24 protein-coding genes are annotated in these 20,561 nt (G+C 55.8%); 11 read left to right on the forward strand and 13 right to left on the reverse strand.

Features of this window, described 5'->3' with window-relative positions; translation table 11 throughout:
• Positions 1-15 precede the first annotated feature (15 nt).
• The 5 genes from HMPREF1627_RS02625 to HMPREF1627_RS02645 all read left to right on the forward strand — a co-directional run bounded on the left by HMPREF1627_RS02625 (position 16) and on the right by HMPREF1627_RS02645 (position 3,773).
• A complete protein-coding gene (locus HMPREF1627_RS02625) occupies positions 16-615 on the forward strand; it encodes a TetR/AcrR family transcriptional regulator (RefSeq protein ID WP_034501152.1) in 600 nt (199 codons plus the stop codon).
• Between the two features lie 130 nt (positions 616-745).
• Positions 746-904: a hypothetical protein gene (locus HMPREF1627_RS10555; RefSeq protein WP_034500914.1), complete on the forward strand. Its 159-nt coding sequence runs from the start codon at positions 746-748 to the stop codon at positions 902-904.
• 228 nt (positions 905-1,132) lie between these two features.
• Positions 1,133-2,014: an ABC transporter substrate-binding protein gene (locus tag HMPREF1627_RS02635; protein ID WP_034500916.1), complete on the forward strand. Its 882-nt coding sequence runs from the start codon at positions 1,133-1,135 to the stop codon at positions 2,012-2,014.
• A 128-nt stretch (positions 2,015-2,142) separates the two neighbouring features.
• Entirely contained in the window at positions 2,143-2,991 is an 849-nt protein-coding gene (locus HMPREF1627_RS02640) for an amino acid ABC transporter permease (RefSeq protein WP_034501153.1), read from the forward strand.
• Positions 2,991-3,773: an amino acid ABC transporter ATP-binding protein gene (locus HMPREF1627_RS02645; protein WP_034500917.1), complete on the forward strand. Its 783-nt coding sequence runs from the start codon at positions 2,991-2,993 to the stop codon at positions 3,771-3,773. Before HMPREF1627_RS02640 ends, HMPREF1627_RS02645 begins: the two co-directional genes overlap by 1 nt.
• 66 nt (positions 3,774-3,839) lie before the next feature.
• Here HMPREF1627_RS02645 and HMPREF1627_RS02650 read toward each other — a convergent pair whose 3' ends face one another.
• The 3 genes from HMPREF1627_RS02650 to HMPREF1627_RS02660 are packed head-to-tail and all read right to left on the reverse strand — an operon-like array spanning position 3,840 to position 8,441.
• Positions 3,840-4,709 (reverse strand): alpha/beta fold hydrolase, encoded by an 870-nt coding sequence (locus HMPREF1627_RS02650; RefSeq protein ID WP_034500918.1) that lies wholly within the window; start codon positions 4,707-4,709, stop codon positions 3,840-3,842.
• Positions 4,710-4,738: 29 nt separating this feature from the next.
• Entirely contained in the window at positions 4,739-6,691 is a 1,953-nt protein-coding gene (locus tag HMPREF1627_RS02655; protein ID WP_034500919.1) for an ABC transporter ATP-binding protein, read from the reverse strand.
• Between the two features lies 1 nt (position 6,692).
• Positions 6,693-8,441 (reverse strand): ABC transporter ATP-binding protein, encoded by a 1,749-nt coding sequence (locus HMPREF1627_RS02660; protein ID WP_034500920.1) that lies wholly within the window; start codon positions 8,439-8,441, stop codon positions 6,693-6,695.
• Between the two features lie 470 nt (positions 8,442-8,911).
• Between HMPREF1627_RS02660 and HMPREF1627_RS02665 the strand changes: the two genes are divergently transcribed.
• Positions 8,912-9,274, forward strand: coding sequence for a hypothetical protein (locus HMPREF1627_RS02665; RefSeq protein WP_034500921.1), 363 nt, complete (start codon positions 8,912-8,914; stop codon positions 9,272-9,274).
• A gap of 23 nt (positions 9,275-9,297) precedes the next feature.
• On the opposite strand, the gene HMPREF1627_RS02670 is transcribed toward HMPREF1627_RS02665, so the two are convergent.
• From HMPREF1627_RS02670 to narI, 7 genes are all read right to left on the reverse strand, one after another.
• Positions 9,298-9,930: a hypothetical protein gene (locus HMPREF1627_RS02670; protein ID WP_234305216.1), complete on the reverse strand. Its 633-nt coding sequence runs from the start codon at positions 9,928-9,930 to the stop codon at positions 9,298-9,300.
• Positions 9,931-9,932: 2 nt separating this feature from the next.
• Complete coding sequence (locus HMPREF1627_RS02675) at positions 9,933-11,588, reverse strand: ABC transporter permease (protein ID WP_034500922.1); 1,656 nt, start codon at positions 11,586-11,588, stop codon at positions 9,933-9,935.
• Positions 11,589-11,628: 40 nt separating this feature from the next.
• Positions 11,629-12,453, reverse strand: coding sequence for a molybdate ABC transporter substrate-binding protein (gene modA / locus HMPREF1627_RS02680; protein WP_052040800.1), 825 nt, complete (start codon positions 12,451-12,453; stop codon positions 11,629-11,631).
• The gene (locus tag HMPREF1627_RS02685; RefSeq protein WP_034500923.1) at positions 12,450-12,866 is read right to left on the reverse strand and encodes a TOBE domain-containing protein; all 417 of its coding nucleotides are present in this window, start codon (positions 12,864-12,866) and stop codon (positions 12,450-12,452) included. Before HMPREF1627_RS02685 ends, modA begins: the two co-directional genes overlap by 4 nt.
• A gap of 74 nt (positions 12,867-12,940) precedes the next feature.
• Positions 12,941-13,651, reverse strand: coding sequence for a helix-turn-helix transcriptional regulator (locus tag HMPREF1627_RS02690; protein ID WP_234305217.1), 711 nt, complete (start codon positions 13,649-13,651; stop codon positions 12,941-12,943).
• 411 nt (positions 13,652-14,062) lie between these two features.
• Positions 14,063-14,326: a SemiSWEET family transporter gene (locus HMPREF1627_RS02695; protein WP_009408046.1), complete on the reverse strand. Its 264-nt coding sequence runs from the start codon at positions 14,324-14,326 to the stop codon at positions 14,063-14,065.
• A gap of 199 nt (positions 14,327-14,525) precedes the next feature.
• Positions 14,526-15,314, reverse strand: coding sequence for a respiratory nitrate reductase subunit gamma (gene narI / locus HMPREF1627_RS02700; protein ID WP_034500931.1), 789 nt, complete (start codon positions 15,312-15,314; stop codon positions 14,526-14,528).
• 135 nt (positions 15,315-15,449) lie between these two features.
• Between narI and HMPREF1627_RS02705 the strand changes: the two genes are divergently transcribed.
• From HMPREF1627_RS02705 to HMPREF1627_RS02720, 4 genes are read left to right on the forward strand one after another with little or no spacing between them, the layout of a single operon-like run.
• Positions 15,450-15,968 (forward strand): molybdopterin-binding protein, encoded by a 519-nt coding sequence (locus tag HMPREF1627_RS02705; RefSeq protein WP_234305218.1) that lies wholly within the window; start codon positions 15,450-15,452, stop codon positions 15,966-15,968.
• 10 nt (positions 15,969-15,978) lie between these two features.
• A complete protein-coding gene (gene moaC / locus HMPREF1627_RS02710) occupies positions 15,979-16,464 on the forward strand; it encodes a cyclic pyranopterin monophosphate synthase MoaC (RefSeq protein ID WP_034500933.1) in 486 nt (161 codons plus the stop codon).
• Positions 16,443-17,084, forward strand: a complete 642-nt coding sequence (gene mobA, locus HMPREF1627_RS02715) for a molybdenum cofactor guanylyltransferase (protein WP_052040801.1) — start codon at positions 16,443-16,445, stop codon at positions 17,082-17,084. Before moaC ends, mobA begins: the two co-directional genes overlap by 22 nt.
• Positions 17,077-17,643: a YbaK/EbsC family protein gene (locus HMPREF1627_RS02720; protein ID WP_034500935.1), complete on the forward strand. Its 567-nt coding sequence runs from the start codon at positions 17,077-17,079 to the stop codon at positions 17,641-17,643. Before mobA ends, HMPREF1627_RS02720 begins: the two co-directional genes overlap by 8 nt.
• Here HMPREF1627_RS02720 and ndk read toward each other — a convergent pair.
• The 3 genes from ndk to HMPREF1627_RS02735 all read right to left on the reverse strand — a co-directional run bounded on the left by ndk (position 17,640) and on the right by HMPREF1627_RS02735 (position 19,936).
• Positions 17,640-18,110 (reverse strand): nucleoside-diphosphate kinase, encoded by a 471-nt coding sequence (gene ndk, locus HMPREF1627_RS02725; RefSeq protein WP_034500937.1) that lies wholly within the window; start codon positions 18,108-18,110, stop codon positions 17,640-17,642. The two genes, HMPREF1627_RS02720 and ndk, sit on opposite strands and share 4 nt — an antisense overlap.
• 298 nt (positions 18,111-18,408) lie before the next feature.
• Positions 18,409-19,074 carry a hypothetical protein gene (locus tag HMPREF1627_RS02730; RefSeq protein ID WP_034500938.1) on the reverse strand — a complete coding sequence of 222 codons (666 nt, stop codon included), beginning with the start codon at positions 19,072-19,074 and terminating at the stop codon, positions 18,409-18,411.
• 61 nt (positions 19,075-19,135) lie between these two features.
• The gene (locus tag HMPREF1627_RS02735; RefSeq protein ID WP_199805872.1) at positions 19,136-19,936 is read right to left on the reverse strand and encodes a nitroreductase family protein; all 801 of its coding nucleotides are present in this window, start codon (positions 19,934-19,936) and stop codon (positions 19,136-19,138) included.
• A 172-nt stretch (positions 19,937-20,108) separates the two neighbouring features.
• Here HMPREF1627_RS02735 and HMPREF1627_RS02740 point away from each other — a divergent pair, with 172 nt between their 5' ends.
• Complete coding sequence (locus tag HMPREF1627_RS02740; protein WP_034500939.1) at positions 20,109-20,465, forward strand: pilus assembly protein N-terminal domain-containing protein; 357 nt, start codon at positions 20,109-20,111, stop codon at positions 20,463-20,465.
• Positions 20,466-20,561: the final 96 nt, after the last annotated feature.

Raw genomic sequence — 20,561 nt, forward strand, 5'->3', positions numbered from 1 at the left:
CCCTATACTGATGCCATGACACGCTCAAGCGAAGCCCCCGGCCTACGCGAAACAATCCTCACTATCAGCGGAGAACTCCTCAACGAAGGAGGGCCCGCTTCCCTATCCATGCGCGAGGTCTCGAGGCGAGCCGGATGCACACACCAGGCTCCCTACCACCACTTCAAAAGCCGAGAGGGAATCCTTGCAGCGCTGATCACAGAGGGATTCCTCGCCTTGGAAAAATCGCTCAGCGAAGCACTTCGTGCCAGCACCAACGCAACCCCCCAGGAGACGACACGCGCAGCAGGACACGCATATCTGACTTTCGCGCTTAAAAATCCAGGGGTTTTTCGCATCATGTTCCGCTCTGACATGTACGATCCCGACTCACACCCCGAGCTCATCCAGGCTAGCCAAGCAGCGCGTTCCCAGCTCCACGGCCTCGCAAAAATTGCCTACGGGAGCGAGGATCCACGCGCAGAAGCAACGCTTTGGGCATACATCCACGGCCTCGCGATCCTCATTCTCGACGGACCGCCCGCACTTGGGGGGAACGAAGGAAAAGAAACACACCAATTCGCACACGAGTGCATCGACTCCCCCTTCTTTATCGATGGTGTTCCTAGGGAGTGAGGAGAATATGCGCGATGCGTCACCCGCGTCTCCTTTAAAGATTGAATCTATCGACAAGAACACCACCGTGCCCTAGGCTGAGAGAACGTTCCAGTAATCACTGGAAACACCCCTATTCAAGGAGCCCACCGTGGATCTGGAAAACATCAAGAAGCAGGCCGAAGAGGGCTTGGAAACCGCAAAGGACAAGGCCGAAGATCTCAAGGACAAGGTCGGAGAAGCTGTAGAGGCAGCGAAAGATAAGGCCGAGGACGTCGTTTCAGACATCAAAGACAAGCTTGGCAAGTGACCATTAGCGTCAAATAAATCAGAGGGCAGATCCAATCATCGGGTCTGCCCTCGGGTATTAGATATAGTCTAACCCGCATCCCAGAGTGATTTTTACCAAATCTCACCATCTGCAATATCGCTTCCCACCCGGTCGCAATTGCATTTAGCCTTATAGCGTGGGTGCTTCACCCTTGGGTTGACAGGCACTCACAACAAAATTGTCCCAATATTTCCTTAGGGAGCACACGTGGTTCGTCCCAAGATCCGTTTCCGTAAGTCCGCACTCGTCGCAATCGCAGCAACCACCGTCATGGCCCTGAGCGCGTGCGCGGGCGGGACCACTTCAAGCAACACCACTTCCGCAAGCGCCGACGCTAACGCAACCGGCGAAGCACTTCCCACCGTCACCAAGGGCAAGCTGACCATCGCCACCGGCGATCCGGCCTACAGCCCCTGGGTCCTCAACGACAAGCCCGAATCCGGTGAAGGCTACGAGGCGGCAGTTGCCTACGCCGTCGCCAGTGAGCTCGGTTTCTCCAAGGATCAGGTCGTGTGGAAGCGCACCACCTTCGATTCGGCGATCGCACCCGGCGCCAAGGACTGGGATTTCAACATCCAGCAGTTCTCCATCACCGATGCACGTAAGCAGGCTGTGGACTTCTCCAGCCCCTACTACACAACCTCAGAAGCGGTTGTCGCCGTTAAGGGCACTCCTGCCGCTGAAGCAAAGAGCATCAACGATCTGAAGAAGCTTAAGTTCGGCGTCCAGGCCGGTACTACTTCCCAGAACTACGTGATGAACAAGCTCAAGCCCAGCGTTGATCCCCTGGTCTTCAACGGCTCCGCCGATGTTGTCCAGGCCCTCAAGGGCGGACAGGTTGACGCGATCGTCGTCGATCTGCCCACCGCATTCAACGTGATCGCAACCCAGGTTGACAACGGCACGGTCGTCGGTCAGTTCACCGCAAACGAGGACGGCAATAGCTTCGGTCTGCTGCTGCCCAAGGGAAGCGCGCTGACCCCGGCAGTCACCAAGGCTGTCGACAAGCTGCGTGACAACGGCACTCTGGCCGAGCTCCAGAAGAAGTGGCTGGCGGATGCCGCGTCAGCTCCGATCTTCGAGCAGTGATTCTTCTTCTCCGGCTTGGGGTCTTCCCCAAGCCGGAGAATTTTCATTTATCCTTCCGCTGATTGCCCCGCGCACTCGTTATCCATTTAGAGGACCCCGTGCTCAATCACTCTCGTTCAGATGACCCAATGGCTGAATTCCCGGTCTCTGCGGTCGAAGAGCAGCGCCGTCGCTATCGACGTAAACGCACCACTCGTTCACTTTTTATCTCCGCGATTTCAACCCTGATTATCGCCGCCATCATTGTTGCGGTCCTTGCTTCCTCTCCCGGATGGAAGACCACTCAGGAAACCTTCTTTAACTGGGAATACGCACGTCAGGCCATTCCCGCCGTGCTCTCCGGCATGTGGCTAAATATCCGCATGCTGCTGGTGGCAGCAACCGGCGTGGCAATCTTCGCTACTCTCCTGGCTGCTACCCGCACCTTGGCTGGACCGGTGTTCTTCCCGCTGCGTTTCCTCGCGGCCGCCTACACCGACATTTTCCGCGGAATCCCCTTCATCGTCGTCTTGTACTTGATCGGCTTCGGCATCCCGGCGCTCAACCCCACGAGGCGTATCGACGTCACGCTCTTGGGCACTGTCGCGCTCATCATCACCTACACCTCGTACGTTTCTGAGGTTCTGCGCGCGGGTCTTGAATCCGTTCACCCCTCGCAGCGCTATGCAGCACGCTCCCTTGGCCTCACCCACGGTCAGACCATGCGTCACATCATCGTTCCCCAGGCAGTCCGCAAGGTCACTCCGGCACTGATGAATGACTTCATTTCAATGCAAAAGGACGTGGGCCTGATCTCGGTCCTGGGCGCAACGGATGCCATCCGAGCCGCTCAGCTCCAGCAGGCAACTACCTACAACTTCACCTCCTACGTGGTTGCAGGTATCTTCTTCATCATCTTGTCCTTCCCCTTCATTCGTCTTTCCGATTGGTACACCGCGCGCCTGCGTAAGCGCGAACAGATGGGAGGAACCGTCTGATGAGCCAGACAACAGCCACAAACGAGGCCGCCGAGCAAGCAGCCACCGATGAGACCGTCCTGAGCATCCAAGGCGTCGTCAAGCGCTTCGGATCCAATATCGTGTTGCGCGGCCTCGACCTTGACGTCCGCCGTCACGAGGTCGTGGTCCTCTTGGGTGCCTCCGGTTCCGGTAAGTCCACCCTCCTTCGCTGCGCCAACCTCTTGGAACGCGTTGACGATGGACAGATCTTCCTCTCTGGCCAAGACATCACCGATCCGAGCATCAACGCGGATAAAATCCGCGCGCAGATCGGTGTCGTCTTCCAGCACTACAACCTCTTCCCCCACATGTCGGTCATCGACAACGTCACCCTTGCAGCGCGCAAGGTTCACGGGTGGAGCCCCGAAGAGGCAGCGGAGCGCGGAATGAGCCTGCTCGAGCGAATCGGTCTTGCCTCAAAGGCCCGCGAGTTCCCCGATCGTCTTTCGGGCGGTCAGCAGCAGCGCGTGGCAATTGTTCGCGCACTCGCCACGAACCCCGAACTTTTGCTTCTCGACGAGATCACCTCGGCACTGGACCCCATGCTGGTTGGCGAAGTGCTCGACTTGGTTCGCGAGGTCAAGGACGGCGGTTCAACGATCCTCATGGCTACACATGAGATTGGCTTTGCCCGTCAGGTCGCCGACCGTGTCGTCTTCCTGGAGCGCGGAAAGATCGTCGAACAGGGACCGCCGGAGGAAGTCATCGGAAACCCGAAGATGCCTCAGACTCAAGAGTTCCTTGCTCGAGTGTTCCACTGAGAATAAGCGAATAGTTGTGTGCCCCTTGGCGGCTTCCCACGGAAGCTGCCAAGGGGCACACGGCATTTAGTCCGCAAGTGATTCGACGTCTTCCCAAAAGCGCGTGACGACATCAGCCAAAACAGCAGGATTTTCCAATTGAGCGCTGTGCTTCGCGTCAGGAATCGTCTCATAGCGTGCTCCAAGAACCTGAGCTTCTTGACGATGCATTCGCTCCGGCCAGACACTGTCCCCTACCCCGTGAGTGATCAGTACGGGAAGTCCGCTCTGGCGCAAAGGCACAGAGACATCCGGGTAACGAGCCAAGATAAAGGCCGCTCCCATCAGCGAATCCTCGCTGGTAACCAGTGAACGATGTGCAATGAGTTCGTCCCTGGGATCCTCACTTAAGAACTGCGAGATATACCAAGCCGAAAGTCTCTTCCCCGTTGTCGAAGACAGCAAACGCTGACGTAAGGGAGTCCACCGCATTCCTTCGGGAGGCCTAGGACCGGTAGAAAACAGGGTGAGTGAGCGGAAAAGCTCAGGGGCTTTCACCGCGGCCTGCCGCGCAATGACGCCTCCGAATGAGTGCCCCAAGAGGTGCACAGGATTCTCCTGCGCACCCATTGATCGAGCAACCTCAATCAGGTCACCGACAAAATCACTCAAACGATAATTTTTCACGCCTACCGGGGCCGCGGAATCAGCTTGTCCTCGCTGCGAATATGCAAGTGCCGCGCGAGAGCGCTGCACCAAATAGGGCATAAAGGGAGTGAAGTCTTCTTTGGAACCGGTAAAACCTGGCACGAGGAGCGCAGGGGTAGACCCAGCCACGGCCTCGTCAGTTACTACCGCAGTCAAGACGCCAGCAGCACTGGGAATCCCCAGGCAACGCAAGCCTTCGGGAAGCTCTCCCCCAAAAGGCTCGCAATGAACTTCTCCACGTATCTGCATACATCCCCCCCCCCACGCACGTGGGAATTTCACTCGAGCTCAAAAGCTCCCGTGTACAGCTGGTAGTACACGCCCTTTTGAGCAATCAGTTCGTCGTGGCTTCCACGTTCAATAATACGGCCGTGATCCAACACCATAATGGCATCAGAATTGCGCACCGTGGAGAGGCGGTGAGCAATGACGAAGACCGTGCGTCCTTCCATGAGGTTATCCATACCGTTTTGGACCAGCGACTCGGTACGCGTATCGATCGAGGAGGTCGCCTCGTCCAGAATCATCGCCGGCGGATCGGCAACAGCTGCGCGCGCAATAGAGAGCAACTGGGCCTGGCCCTGCGACAGGCTCGAACCATTTCCACTCAGCATGGTCTGGTAGCCATCGGGAAGACGCTCGATGAAGGAATGCGCATTCGCGAGCTTCGCGGCAGCAATGCACTCTTCATCACTCGCGTCCAAGCGCCCGAAGCGAATATTGTCCATGACCGTTCCGGTGAAGAGCTTTACGTCTTGGAGAACAACGCCCAGAGAGCGACGCAGATCCGGCTTGTGAATCTTGGTGATATTGATTCCGTCAAAGCGGATTTTGCCATCGGCAATATCGTAGAAACGGTTGATCAGGTTGGTGATGGTCGTCTTACCCGCACCCGTCGCACCAACGAAGGCAATCTTCTGACCGGGAGTTGCCCACAGCGAGATATCGTGCAGGACCGTCTTCTTCCCGTCGTAGGAGAAGTCGACATTTTCCATGACCAACTCGCCGCGCAGGCGAGTGTAGGTGATCGTTCCATCGCTGTGGGGGTGGCGCCATGCCCACACTCCCGTGCGTTCCTCAGTGGGGTGGACCTCGCCGTTTTCATCGACGCGTGCGCGGACCAGTGTCACGTAGCCTTCGTCTTCTTCGCTCTCTTCTTCCATGAGGGCAAAGACTCGCGAGGCGCCGGCCAGGCCCAGCGCAATCATCGGGACCTGCATCGAGGCCTGCCCCAGCGTCTGCGTAAAGTTACGCACCATGCCTAGGAAGGAAACGACAATACCGACGGTGATTGTGCCCATACCCGCAAAACCAAGGTTCGGGGCGTGCAACTCGATCATGACGCCGCCGATGAGTGCGACCAAGACGTAGAGAATATTTCCGATGTTTCCCAGCGCCGGCATGAGCATATTGCCGTACTGATTCGCGCGCTGCGAATCGTTGAAGAGCTGGTGGTTGTATGTGAGGAACTCTTCCTTGACGGCGTCTTCGTGGTTGAAGACCTTGATGACCTTCTGGCCATCCATCATTTCTTCGATATAGCCTTCTTCGTCGGCCAGTGAGCGCTGCTGGGCAACCATGAATTTCGCTGAGCCACCGCCCATCTTCTTGGTTACGCCGAACATTGTTCCCGACATCAAAAGGACCACAAGTGTCAGCCACACCGAGTAGCTCAGCATAGTTGCGAGCAGCGCAACGATGGTCAAGATGGAAGAAATCAAGGTCGGAATTGACTGACCGATCAACTGACGCAGCGCATCCGTGTCATTGGTATAGGTCGACATCACCGCGCCGTGCGGGTGGGTATCGAAGAACTTCAGGGGCAAGGACTCCATGCGATCGAACATGTCATCGCGCATCTTCTTCAAGGTGCCCTGGGTGATGATGGCCATCAGTCGCGTGTAGATGAATGAACACACGATTCCCGAACCGAAGACAATCCCCATCACGGTAACGATGCGGATCAAGGTCGGCATAACCGCAGGAAGACCCTGTTCCATGCCCGGGAGAATAACGCGGTCAACGATTTGCTGGAGGAAGATCGCGCCAACAGCCGATGCGATTCCCGAAACAATGATGCAGACGAAAACGACAAGGAGAAGACCCTTGTAACTCGCCCACAGGTACTTGAGGAGGCGACCGAGCGGCTTGGGAACGCCCTCGAGCTTGTGCGGATCTTTTTCTTCCGCTTGCAGTGCCTGTTCTTTTTGTTCCGTTTGCTGCGTCGTCATCTCAGGCCACCTCGCTTTCGCTCGGGCTGTTTTGCGTGTCGTAAAGTTCGCGGTACTCGCCGCCCAAATCCAGAAGCTCTTGGTGCGTGCCGTGTTCCTTAATACGTCCATCGTCCAAAACGATGATCTGGTCGGCGTGCTGAACTGAAGAAATGCGCTGAGCGATGATGATCGTCGTCGTATCGGGGATTTCAGTCTCGAATGCTTGGCGGATCAGGGCGTCGGTCTTGGTATCCACCGCACTGGTTGAGTCATCCAAAATGAGGATCATGGGCTTCTTGAGGAGCGCGCGAGCAATGCACAGGCGCTGCTTTTGGCCGCCGGAAAGGTTGGCGCCGCCTCGTTCGACCATGGTGTCGTAGCCGTCAGGGAATTGGCGGATGAACTCGTCCGCCTGGGAAAGCTCGCACGCGCGGATCAGTTCCGCATCGGTCGCGTCAGGGTTACCCCAACGCAGGTTCTCTTTGATGGTTCCCGAGAAGAGAATGTTCTTTTGGAGGACGACGGAAACCGCATCTCGCAGGGGTTCGAGGCGGTAGTCGCGAACGTCGATGCCGCCGACCGTGACCTTTCCTTCGGTGACGTCATACAGGCGAGGGATTAACTGGATGAGTGAGGTCTTTGCGGAACCTGTTCCGCCCACGATGCCCAGTGTTGAACCGGCGGGAACGGTCAAGGAGATATCCGATAGAGCGGGGCGCTCGGAGTCCTCCTTGTACTTGAAGGTGACGTTTTCGAAGGTGATATCCCCGGTGGGGACCTCGCGAATACCGTATTCGGGAGAGGTCAGCGGCGATTCGTAACGAAGAACCTCCGCGATACGATTCGCGGATTCTCCGGCAATCGTGATCATGACGAAGATGAAGGCGAGCATCATCATGGCCGTCAGAATTTGGATGCCGTAGGTGATCAGGGCCGAGAGCTGGCCTGTGGTCAACTCCGTGCCGCCAGAAGCAACAATCATCTGCGCGCCGATGAAGTCCACCAGCATGATTGCGCCAAAGATGAAAAGCATCATGACGGGAGTATTGAGCGCCAGAACCTTTTCCGCGAAAGTGAAGTCTGCTCGCACTTCTTCTGAGCGCTTGGCGAAACGGGTCTTTTCGTACTCTTCGTTGACGAAGGATTTCACAACTCGGATGCCTGCGATGTTCTCTTGGACGGAGTTATTCAGGGCATCGTACTTCTTAAAGATTCGACGGAAAACCGGGAAGATAAAGATGATAATCCCGAACATGATTGCCGCCAGGAAAGGCAACATGATGAGGAAAATCAGGGACATGTGCCAGTTGATGCGAAGCGTCATGATGATCGAGAAGACAACCATCAAGGGGACGCGGACGGCAACACGGATGATCATGCCGTAGGCGTTTTGGACGTTTGTCACGTCCGTTGTCATGCGGGTCACCAGGGAGGATGTCGAGAAACGATCGACATCTCCAAAAGAGAAATCCTGGACCTTGAAGAAGAGGTCTTGACGCAGATGCTTTGCCAGCCCAGCTGCTGCGGTCGCACCGAAGCGCGCAGCGAGGATCCCGAAAAGGAGCGAGAACATCGCCATGACCAGCATGAAGATGCCGAGGCGCACGACCGGAGTGAGTGCACCTCCTTGGAGGTGATCAACCAAGGATGCCATGACCAAGGGGAGGAAGCACTCAAGAATGACTTCTCCCGTCACGAAAAACGGCGTCAGGAGTGATGGGCGACGATACTCGCGAAGGCTCCTCAACAAGGTGCGAATAGTTGACATATAGTACTGAACCCCTGGCTGATTACTGTGTGTAGCACATACCTACCCGGCAGTGTTTTGAGCACGAAGCTTCACCGCGACCACTGTAGGAATGCCGAAAAGATGTGATGCCTTCATATTAACTGTCGCCGCATCAATTGGCATTGCGCGTCATTTCCTCCGCCATTCTCATTCATAGCTTATTCATAGCTTGACCCCAAAGCTCCCACAGATTCGCCTCGTACATTTGCAATATCAGACATCGGGGGTCGCAAGGCCCCGTCTCCTTTTACCTGTTGAGGGACGCTGTTTTTTACGCATATTGTGTTGATGGGATGCACTGTGGGGGTCGGTTTCACCGGCCCCCACAGTGTTTTTCTATCCATGCAGCTGCCTCCCATAGAAGCCACTAAATCTTCAAACTTTCTTTCGTTATACTGTGCCCCAGCACAATCTACTCACAAGACAGCAAATCTAGAGGAGCGCGAGCAATGACGAACGAACAGGTAGCACCGCAGGCGACCCCCGAAAAGCAGACCGAGGACAGCATTCCTACTCGCCGCCTCGACCCCAGCGCCGACGTACTCGGGGCAGCTGAGTGGACCTGGGGATTTTCTACCAAGCACACGCCCTCAACGATGCTTTACCTTCTTCTCCTCCCGGTGGCCATCATGCTTCTGTGGGCGGGGTTGACCAGCCGTGAGGACCTATTCCTCCCCATTTCAGTAGCCTTGGGGGTTTTCTTAACCGCCCTGGGCGCTCAGAGCCGTTCATTTCTGCTCTGCACGATTTCCGTCATGATTCTGCTCTTCCCGGTCTATCTCTTCGTCTTTGGACTTCTTTTTAATCCGTAATAGACAGTGAGGCCAGTGAGGTCTTATCCGCGGACCTCACTGACGTGTGTTACCACGCGCGTCCGGGGATACATCGAAACCGTAAACATATCCTCATAAGCACAGTGCTTACGCAGTTGTCTGTATGCGTGAGTATTCGTGTAATTCGTGCCGTCAGTGAACTTCAGCTTGATCTCTTCGCCGGACTCCTTCGCCAAGGTGACATGCGTGGTAAATATGCGGGTCTTTAGATTTCTCCTGCGCATCACGGTTGATGTCTCTTCTTTGTGCGCCACGCAACGCACGGTGAGGCTCTCACTGCCCGATACGACATCTGCCACTACCTGAGACGACAAGACAGCGCCCATTCCCACAAGACCGCAGTCAATGGCGACCAGTCCGACGCACAACGCCTTGGACATCGCGGGAGACAAGCGACGACGAAATCTCACGGCATCACGCACGCTCCCCTGAGCGCAGCCCTTGATGACGGGAATCAACACGATCGCAACCACAATGGGCGTCACGCACACAAGAGCCCAACTCACCATCGCAAAAGACCACAATTTCGGAGACATCAGGTAGAAGAGCGGCCCGGTGATGGCGGTGATGATGAATAGCCACAGGTTGACCGTTCCGCGCCGACTCATTGAGCGAAGCGATAGCAGCGTCTTCACCTTTACTCCTGCCCGAGTGCCCTCTCCAAAGCACTCAGCCCCATTGCCAACAGCGCGGAATCACTACCCTGTGCCTGGCTCATCGATTGATCGACAATTTCCCGCCACGGGCCTTGCCTAAGAACACAACCATTCTTCAATACGATGATCCACGCGTCCAGTGCCGCGGCGTCTTCAATTTGGTGCGTGGCCATGATGATGGTCCTACCCGCAAAGCGCTGCGCAATCAACTCGCGTAAGCCGCGCGCGGCCTCGACGTCAAGCGCCGCCATCGGTTCATCCAAGAGCAGCACATCCGGGTCCACAACCAGTGCTCGCGCAAGGGCGATTCGCTGTGCTTGGCCACCAGACACCTGCGCGGGCCTACGCTGCTCCAAGCTTGCCAAACCCACAGACTCCAGGGCTTCGCGCGCACGCACCTCGGCCTCGTCGGTGGAAATACCCGCGCAACGCAAGGGGAAGGCAACATTGGCAAGCACACTCATATGGGGGAACAAGACCGGTTTCTGCTCCAAAGTTGCGATCTTCGGCTGGCGACCTGAAACGCCGTCTGGCCACTGCCAGGTGCAGGTCATCTGCGGAGCGTCGAGGACACCAGAAAGCACCGACAGCAACGTGCTCTTTCCCGAACCGTTGTGCCCCATAAACGCAGTGACGGCGCCGCCCTGGCAGGTGAGGTCGACATCGATACGTCGCTCGGGAAACTTCCCGGCAATCCGCACGCCGGGGACGGGGACGCGTGGATGCTGGCCCTGCGCGTCTCCATTCTCATTCCCGAGGCCGTGGTCGGGCTGCGTAGCCACGCGCGAGGCCCCTGAGGGAACATTCGCCTCGTCAAGGGCGGCGCCACTCATGAGGCGCGAATACCACCACTGCGAAAAGGCCGAAGCTCCGCCAACCAAGACAAGCGCAACAAAGACCAAGATGACCGAAAGCATCAATGCCATATCGGTTGATTCTTCGCGCTGGAGGTAAATCTCGAGGGGAAGCGTGCGGGTTACTCCAGCCAAAGAACCCGCGAAAGTGATCGTCGCGCCGAACTCCCCCAGTGCACGCGAGAAGGCCAAGGCAGTCGAAGACACCAGCGCTGGGATCATCAGAGGCAGGGTCACCGACCACAGTGTCCGAGAAGGCGATGCACCCAGCGCACTCGCAACGCGTTCCTCCTTGAAGCCTCGCGTGCGCAATGCCCCCTCAAGCGATAAAACGAAGAAAGGCAGCGACACGAAGGTCTGCGCCATGATGACCGCGAGCGTCGTGAAGGCGATATTGATTCCGAATATTTGCAGATAGGCTCCGATCAGGCCTCGGCGGCCCCACGTAATGAGAAGCGCCAAGCCTGCGACAACCGGAGGAAGGACCATGGGCAAAGTAACCATGGAGCGCAGAAGCCGCGACCACCACACATCTCGCGCACGCGCACACACCAGCGCCAGCGGAACTCCAACAATGATGCAGGCAAGTGTCGAGGCAAGACAGGTGCGCAGCGAGAGGGCAAGAGCCTGAGAACCCAGTGCCTGAGTGAATAGATGGGGAAATTGAACCCAATCAATGCGCAGGAGCAGTGCAATGAAAGGAACGAGGAGAAAAAGAACAGCACAGGCCGCGGGGAGTGCGATCCAACGCGGGATCCCCGCATGCCTGTGCTTCTTTCTCATGAGATTATTCCGAAACTACTGTGAGTAGTAGAAGGCGATTTCAGCCCTTATCCGCAGCGGTCGGTGCCGAGAAGCCGTACTTCTTCAGCACTGCCTGTCCCTTATCGGAAAGAACAGCATCGATGAACTTCTGCGCGGCTTCCTTGTTCTTTGTCGAGACGGTCAGGGCGATGGGGTATGAGTTCACGACCTCGTTCGCTCGTGCGACCTCGATGGTTTCGACCTTGTCGCCGGCAGCCTTCGCGTCGGTCGCGTAGACGAGGCCTGCATCAGCTTCACCGCTCTCGACCTTTGCGCGTACGTCGGTCACCTTCTGTTCTTCCGAAACAGGGTTGAGGGTGACGCCGAGCTTTTCAGCCAACTGCTTGGTTGCGTTACCGCAGGGAACGCCCTGTGCGCACACAACAAGCTTCTTGCCGTCAAGAGAGGAGTCAAGGCCGGTAATCTTGGCGGGATTTCCCTTGGGAACAATCAACGTCAGGACATTAGATGCGAAGGGCTTCGGTGCATCAACAAGCTTCGCATCGCTTGCCTTGGTCATGTTCTTCTGGTCTGCAGAGGCAAAAACGTCAGCAGGTGCACCTTCCTTCATCTGATCGACCAAGGTGGAGGAACCCTGGAAGTTGAAGGTCACCTTGATGTTCGGATCGCTTTCCTTGAGGACCGTATCAGCGATCTCCGGGAAGGCCTTATTGAGCGAGGCTGCTGCAAAAACGTTGAGCTCGACGGGTGTAGCACTGGCAGTCGCTGCAGCTGACGAGGCCGTCGAGGAACTCGAGGAAGCCGATTCGCTTCCTCCCGAACACGATGAAAGAGTAATGAGACTGAATGCCGCAACTACGGCAATTCCACTGAAGCGTTTCATAGGTTTCCTCCGCGCGGGATTTGAAGAGAAACATTCGTTGCTTTGATTTGTGCCATAGCGATGGACCCGACCTCAAGCCCCAGCTCGCGCACCCCTTCGGTGGAGATCAGAGAGACGACTCGATAGGGCCCACACTGCAGGTCGACTTGGCTCATTACTGTGTCACTGCGGATTGCAATAACCAGCCCCTGAAGGTGGTTTCGAACGGACTGAGAGTCCTGCCCTGCAGCGATTTGGTGAACTTCGGGTTGACTGACAATGAGCTCGGCAACCGATGCGCCATCAACGCGTAGTGGGCCGGTATTCCCATCGTTTTCCGCGCGTCTGACTAGGCCTTCGTCGAGCCAACGGCGAACGGTATCGTCACTGACGCCAAGGAGAGTTGCAAGAGTGGAGACTTTGTAGTGTGGCACTCACTCAGTCTAGTAGAAATTAACAGATTTCTCCGAATAAATTGCGCTTTATAGATGGAATCTCCGCAAATACGTCATTCTCCAGCTGCCTGGCGTACGGGAATGTCTTCAAAGATCACTCGGCATCCGCAATCATCGGCAAAGGGCACAACCGTCAGCGAGATGGCCCCGTTGCTGAGCTCCTCCACAATGTGGCGAACAGCCGAGCCGTGCATGCGACAAACGATCCGTTGAATGCGGGTATCCCCAATACCCACATAGGGGCAGGAATTAATAGAAATGTTCCCATCATCGGTATTTTCGGCACGGAAGCCACGCGTCGACAGGAACACCCTCAACAAAGAGAAGAGCGCGTCCTGATCATCTCGAGCAGCATCAAAAGCACCTGATTCGCGAATGAGGTCAACGTACTGCTGCCCCCAATTGCGCCCCATTGCGTCAGCGAGTTGCTCCCCGCCATCCTCCGCCTGCGCCATTGCCGAGGCCGCAGCAATAAGAAGTTCCGTCGACTGACGCTGGAGGCGGGCAGCGTCTTCGAGGACAGCAATTTCGTAATACATCGCGGGGCGGCCTCGCCCTTCGGGATTGTGAGTTCGACGCACAACTAAGCCCTGTTCGACCAAAGGAACAAGAGTCTCACGAACCGAGTTCTTATGGATTCCCAAACGATCTGCGATTTCAACAACGGTTGCTTCGCGACCAATATCGGTAAGGGTGTGCAGAACCTTACGCTGCGCCGGGGATGCGGTCGCCAACTGGGTGATCATGTATTCGATGCCGTTCAATCTCTACCCCTTTTCCATAAACAGTCATAAAGTTTGTCAGAATAAGCTTTGTAAGTGTATAAATTACATTTCTACAGAACTAAACTATTCCCCTGTTTAAAATAAATTGATTCATATTTTATAAAATCAATATGTATATATAGTTCCGAAAACAGAAGATATTGCATTGTTTTTACTTTAATTGAAAGCTATTCTTGTCAAACCAGGTTTTACGAAAAGTCTTACTTGTGCCACATTTGTACCAAATTGAACTTTAGTCTATTTGTATATGAAATCTAATTTAGTTAATTTAGATTTAAATTCGGTATATATATTGTTGAATATAGTTCGCCCGAACAAATAGAATGCTTGCAATCGGCAGAAATAACCGGCAACTATTTTATGAAGCTGCTGGTTTTGTTTATTTAATTTTTATAAAGAAGTAATAAAAGTTAAACCGCCTAATATCACTCCCGCTGCATTGGGAATGATGAGGATCCAGTCTTTTTTAGGTTCTTTTGTCCAACCATAGATTACCCAAATTAAACAAGAAAATGCTGCGAATAGTGGTTGGAATGGTTGAGCTTTTTCTCCTTGTAAGTTAGCGATAATTTGTGGAATATATGCAATAAAGACAAGGATCCCAATAAAAGCTCCAATAGATCCGACAAAGCGATTAATTTTTTGTTTAGACATGTAATACCTCCTGGGGTTTTTATATCAGAAAGGAGAATCGACCGGCTTTCACCTCGCCGTTAGTCACAGCTACTCCTTGTCTTCAGGGACTTGGTTGACATTCTAGTGCACAGGCAACAACTAGCCGTCATTCGTTTCAAATACTGAGGCCTGTATGTGCAGGTCAGCACATACAGGCCTCAGATCACATCACCATAGATCAGGCACCCTGGTAGGGAGCATCATCTTCGGGGAAACTCTGAGCCTTGGGACCTGCAGCGCCACCGCGAACCGGCGTCCATCCTCGTGCGGGACGAGAGGTAGAAGTCGCCGATCGACGTGAGCGGTACACAACGTAAGGACGCGTCGGGTATGCCACCGGAGCCGAGACGACGTGCACCAGACGAGTGAAAGGCCAGGCAGCAAAAAGGATGAAGGCAGCAATGATGTGCAGCTTGAACTGGAGCGGGACATCCGTCATCAAAGAGACATCAGGCTGGAGCGTGAAAATCGAACGGAACCACACTGCGATTGTCTCGCGGTAGTTGTAACCACCAGGCTTGCCCAAGATCTGCGTCGTCAAGGTGGCTGCAGCTCCCAAGAGGATGGCGCAGGTCAAAAGAAGGTACATGAAGATGTCATTGCGGCTAGTTGCCAGACGCACCGACTTCTTGACGATACGTCGATACAAGAGGCCGAACAGACCAACCAGCGTCATCAGGCCGGCAATACCACCACCGATGATGGCCACCATGTGGTAGGCATGCTCGCTCACACCCATTGCCTCGGTCCAGGACTGAGGAATAACCAGACCCATGACGTGACCCAGCGCCACACCCAAAATACCGAAGTGGAACAAGGGCGAGGACAGTCGCAGGATACGCCCCTCGTTGAGCTGGGAGGAACGTGAAGTCCATCCGTACTGATCACTGCGGTAACGCCAAATCAACCCACCGATCAGAAGGGTGAATGAAATGTAGGGAAGCACTCCCCAGAGGAAAAGGTTCATGACAATCCTTAGAGTTCGTTCTCACCCGCGGGCGAAACAAGGGATGACGGAGTTTGTACAGTGGGCCAAGGAAGATCACCGCGATCAGCCATTCCCACCATTTCGCTGGGAGGGCCTTGACGGACAAGCGTCTGCATGCGCGCGAAAGTAGCCTCGTCCACCTCGGGCGGCGTCAGCGCAGGTGCCTACGATGTGGTCAAGGAAGTCGGCTTGGGACAGGGCGTTGAATTTGTCCGCGTCGCAATGCAGCCCGGGAAACCCCAGGGTTTCGGAGTTCTTCAGGCAGCGGATGGACGTGACGTCCTTCTTGCAACCCTCCCGGGCAATCCCGTTTCTGTCTTCGTATCCTTCCACATGTTTGTTCGACCAATTTTGGCTGAACTTACTGGTCGTGATGGGCACGAACTACTACGCCCCATTGTTGTGACTTCGCCGAATGGCTGGCGCTCGCCGGCGGGTAAACGTCAGCTGGTTCCAGTTGTTCTTTCCGAACCCGATGGTCCCGAACAAACTCCGGTTGTTGTTCCCACGCACAGGCTAGGTTCGCGCTCGCATCTTGTTGCCTCTTTGCACTCCGTGAACGCACTGGCCATTGTCCCTGAAGACGTCACCTCGGTTGAACCCTGGTCGATTCTTACCGCAATTCGTGTCTGAAAGAAGAAACATGAGCGACACACACCCCTTTACTCACCTCACCGAACGCGGCGAGGCACACATGGTTGATATCACGGCGAAAACTCCGACCGTCCGCCAGGCGCGAGCCCGTGGATTCGTCGAGTGCTCGCCTGCCATCATGAACGCCCTTCGCGACGAGTCAGTACCCAAGGGCGATGTCCTTGCTGTCGCACGCATCGCTGGAATCCAAGCTTCGAAGCGCACTCCCGATTTGTTGCCTCTGGCCCACCCCATTGCCGTTCACTACTGCGCGGTTGACCTTTCCTTGGCCGAGGACGGGGTTGAGATTCGCGCGACCGTGCGCACAGCTGACCGAACGGGAATTGAGATGGAGGCCCTCACAGCCGTCACCGTTGCGGCTTTGACCGTCATCGACATGGTGAAGGGCGTCGATAAGATGGTCGCCATTCGCGAATGCTACGTCGAGGAAAAGAGCGGCGGCCGGAGTGGAACATGGACTCGCTCAGCGCATTAATTGTCCTAGGCGGGGGTGATGGAAAGCGCCTAGGTGGAGCGTCAAAACCAGACTTGGTCATTCGAGGTCGGCGAGCGCTGGAGTGGGCGCTGATCTCTCAACCGAATATTCCGCATGTGTGCGTTGTTCCCGAAACTGTCACTGTCCCCTGCGACGTTATTCGAGTGATGGAAGACCCGCCGAAATCCGGACCTGCGGCCGGGTTCTTGACCGGTGTCGATGCAGTGAAGAGGATCCTCGGGGATGCTTATGCGATGCCGCGCTGGATTGGCCTTGTTCCCGTGGACGCTCCCCTTGCATCCCTGTGCTTTCCTCGCCTTCTCGAGGCCGTGGCTCATTTGGCGGCGAAAGGAAAGCACGTGGATGGCGTCAGTGCATGCGCCGATGGTTACCGTCAAAATCTCATCGGAATTTTTTCGCTCGAGGCAGTGAGTCGCTTCCCCGCGAGTGAGTGGGTCAATCGTTCGATGCGTTCGCTGCTTGCCGAGCTCAATACCGTTGATATCGAAGCCCCGGCATCGTGGGTCGCTGATATTGATACTCCCCTTGATTTGCAGCGCGCACAGACATACGCAATAGACGGGGAGCTTCGCACAGAAGGAGAAGGCTCAAGTGAGTGAATCGATTGAAATTCCGGGTTCGGGAAGCTTGGAGACCCGTCCCGCTCTTGAGCACCTCGATCTTGTGGCTCCGCCAGTCGCACGCGCGCTCACTGCGCTTGAAGCGGCCAACCCCGCGGTGGCCTCGTTAGCGCGAGTAAGTGAAGTTGACCCAGAACTGGCTGATACGGAAGTTCTCACCCAGGCTTTCGGGATGGATCTTGCGCTGTCTTCGAATTGTATTTTGGTTGCGGGCAAGCGCGCGGGTGAAGAAAGAATCGCAGCGTGTGTTGTGCGCGCAACGACCAACGCTGATGTCAATCACGTGGTGAAGAAGCTTCTCGACGTACGAAAAGCCTCATTTTGGCCACAAGAACGCGCAGTCGAGGCCTCGGGGATGGAATACGGAGGGATCACTCCGCTTGGCATCCCCGAGGCCTGGCGACTGTTGATCGATTCGCGTTGCGTGCAGGGATGGTCCTGCATCGGCTCGGGGCTGCGCCGCTCAAAGCTCTTCGTTCCCGGAGAGCTCCTTGCTGCGCTTCCCGGCGCCAAAATAGTGGAGGGCCTGGGAATTTAGTCGATTTCGGGGAACCAGATGCCGATTTCGCGCAGTGCGGATTCAGGCGAATCTGAACCGTGAATGATGTTCTCCATGTTCGGCGTATCCCAGGCGCGTCCGAGGTCCCCGCGGATGGTGCCGGCGGGAGCGGTTGTCGGATCGGTCGAGCCCATCATGGTGCGCATACCTTCGATGACGCGCTGGCCTTCAACGATGATCGCGACCAGGGGGCCGGCGCTCATGAAGTCCAGGAGGCCTTCGAAGAAGGGCTTGCCTGCGTGGTCGCGGTAGTGCTCAGCGAGGATTTCACGCGAGGCAACCATGATCTTCAGGCCCTTGATGATGTAGCCCTTCGCTTCGATGCGGCGCAGGATCTCACCGGTCAAACCGCGGGCGTAACCGTCGGGCTTGACGAGGATAAGGGTGTGCTCCAACGAGGGATCCAATAGGTGCTGACGTGTAATCAGAACGGAATCGGCGCTCACAAAATCTCCTTTGCTTGAGTGAGGACGCTTCAGCATAACCGGCGATGGGCCGAAAGTCATAGCCCCAGACGATACGAAAAAGGACTGACCGCCATGGTCAGCCCTTTTTCGTTATCCCATCAACACAGAGCAGTCTTCCCAGAAAGTCTTCCGGAGAGATACGAGCAACACCAGTCACTCGTTGTCTGATGCACTTAGTCTACGAAGATCAACTGCGAGGAATACGTGCGTTTCCTGGGAGTTTTCTGGAGCAGGTTTCCCATGCGTCAACTGCGCTACTTGGCTTTAACCCCGCAGCTCACAGATTCGCATCATTGGACTGCGAAAAATGATCTTCCACAAATGCTGGACCCTCAAAACCATGACGCCCCAAAGTCTGGAAAATATCGTCCATGATCTGCGAAGGTTCCTGCAATCCCGCCGAAAACTCCGGGTGTTGAATTTCGATTGCCGCAAACCCGGCGGGATCCGACACGGGCTGAGTATCGTACTTCTCCCCCAGGAGCCCATTCACTTCCTCAAGGTCCGCGGGCGCGCCGAAAATCCATGTTGTCGCTGCGGGGCCTTCGGCGTTTCGCCCCAAGTAGAGGCGCATCAGCACGACCTTCTTACCCGCTCGCGGGAAACTTCCGCCCACGCGCGTGAAGAGGTGCAGATCCAGATCGCCCAGTGATCCATCAACGAGGCAGTAGGCGTAAGCGCCGATGCCTCGAACGCTCAGCGCATCGGCCAAAATCCCGAGGAACTCATCCGGGAAGGGTTCTTCTTGGAAGTAGATTCCTTCTCCGCGCTCAGGTGCGTGCTCGCCCATGATGGAAATCGGCAGTCCCGCTTCCTCAAGTGCGCGCGCCACCAAGGAGATATTGAATTCAGGGAAAGGGTGCAAGATTGCTGCGTTCTTACCTAGGCGCTCGACGAACACGTAGGTTGAAAACCCCAGTTCTTGCGTGACCTGTGTACTCACAAACTCTCCTCTTTCAACGTGGTCGATGACCACCTACGCCCTACCGCCTCGGCAATGGAAATTAACTCAGGCACAGGCCTTGCGAATGCAAGACCTCAAGGACGGGGGCCGTGTCAAAGGTGTCAGGCAGTCCCATCTGTTCGCTGATGATCTGAGTGAAGGCATTGGTGGCTCCAAGGCCAGCCTTGCGCATTTCGTAGTAGGCGCGTACGTCTTCGTCATATTCGGCAAGGGCCTCCAGGTAGGAACCCTCGACCTTCGGGTAGGTGTTTTCGCCGACTGCCAAGTCCTTGGGGACGCGAGGACGGTAAGGCGGGTCCTGCAGCGGGCGTCCCACCAGTAGGCCGAGGATCGGGAAGGTCATGCGCGGCAGCTCGAGGAGCTCGATCGTGCGCGCGGGACCTCGCAGCAGCGAGCCAAGGTAAACCGTGCCCAAACCCATGGATTCAGCGGCAACCTCCATGTTGTGAGCGGCCAAAACCGCGTCTTCCATGGCTGCTAAGAACAGATTGGTGCGCTGGAGCGGAGCAATATCCATTCCCGCTTCCTCACGAATTCGCGCATTGCGGTAGAGGTCGACGACGAACATGAAGAGATCGCCGCAGCTGGTGCCCACGTAGGGCTGGCATGCGACCTCAGCCAGAGCATCACGCTTTGCCACATCGGTAATGTGAATGATTGAGAACTGCTGGCGGAAGGATGAGGTGGGCGCGCGACGGGCTACGTCGATGAGGGCATCGCGTTCCTTGAGGCCAAGCTGTGTGTCCTCGAATTTGCGGATGGTGCGATGTGCGCGCAGGACGTCGATGGTCGGGTTGGTCAGCCCAACTTCGGGAACCTTGCGATAGTCTTCAGCCTGCATTTTGCTCCTTTGGTCGAAGTGCGTATTTCTATTGTGTGTTTGCGGCTGACTTTTCGCCATTTCTTCCCTTTGACGGTCCTATCTGGTCACAATTTGGCGACAACTTGGTGCAATTATCCAAAATGTGGTGGCAAAAATGGACGCTCCTCCAGCTATCGCTAAACTTAGCTTCATGCGTAAATCTCTCATTGCAACTATGTCCATTGCCGTTATGGCAGCAACCGGTCTTGCTGCTTGCTCCAGTGGCCCCTCATCAGCAACCAACGAAAAGTTCATCACCAAGGACCCGGCCTCGGTCGTCGAAACCGGCGTGAAGCTCCCCGAGCAGCGTGACCTCGAGTTCAAGCTCGATGGCAGCGTCTCGAAGGCAAAGGTTGAGATTGCTGACGCGGAAATTGCCGAGCAGGTCAAGGGCTCCAAGAACCTTCGTATTCACCCCAAGAAGGTCGGTGAAACCACCATTAAGCTCACCGACCCCAACGGCAAGGAATACCAGATTCCTCTCGAGGTTGTTGAAGGTAACAACTGACATTTATTCAATCTCGTCCCCGGGGGCCAGGTGAGCTGGCCCCCGGGGCATTGTTTTACCTAAGTCGACAGACTCATATTCATGTACTTTTCCTTG

The organism is Actinomyces sp. S6-Spd3 (assembly GCF_000758755.1).
Classification (GTDB): domain Bacteria; phylum Actinomycetota; class Actinomycetes; order Actinomycetales; family Actinomycetaceae; genus Pauljensenia.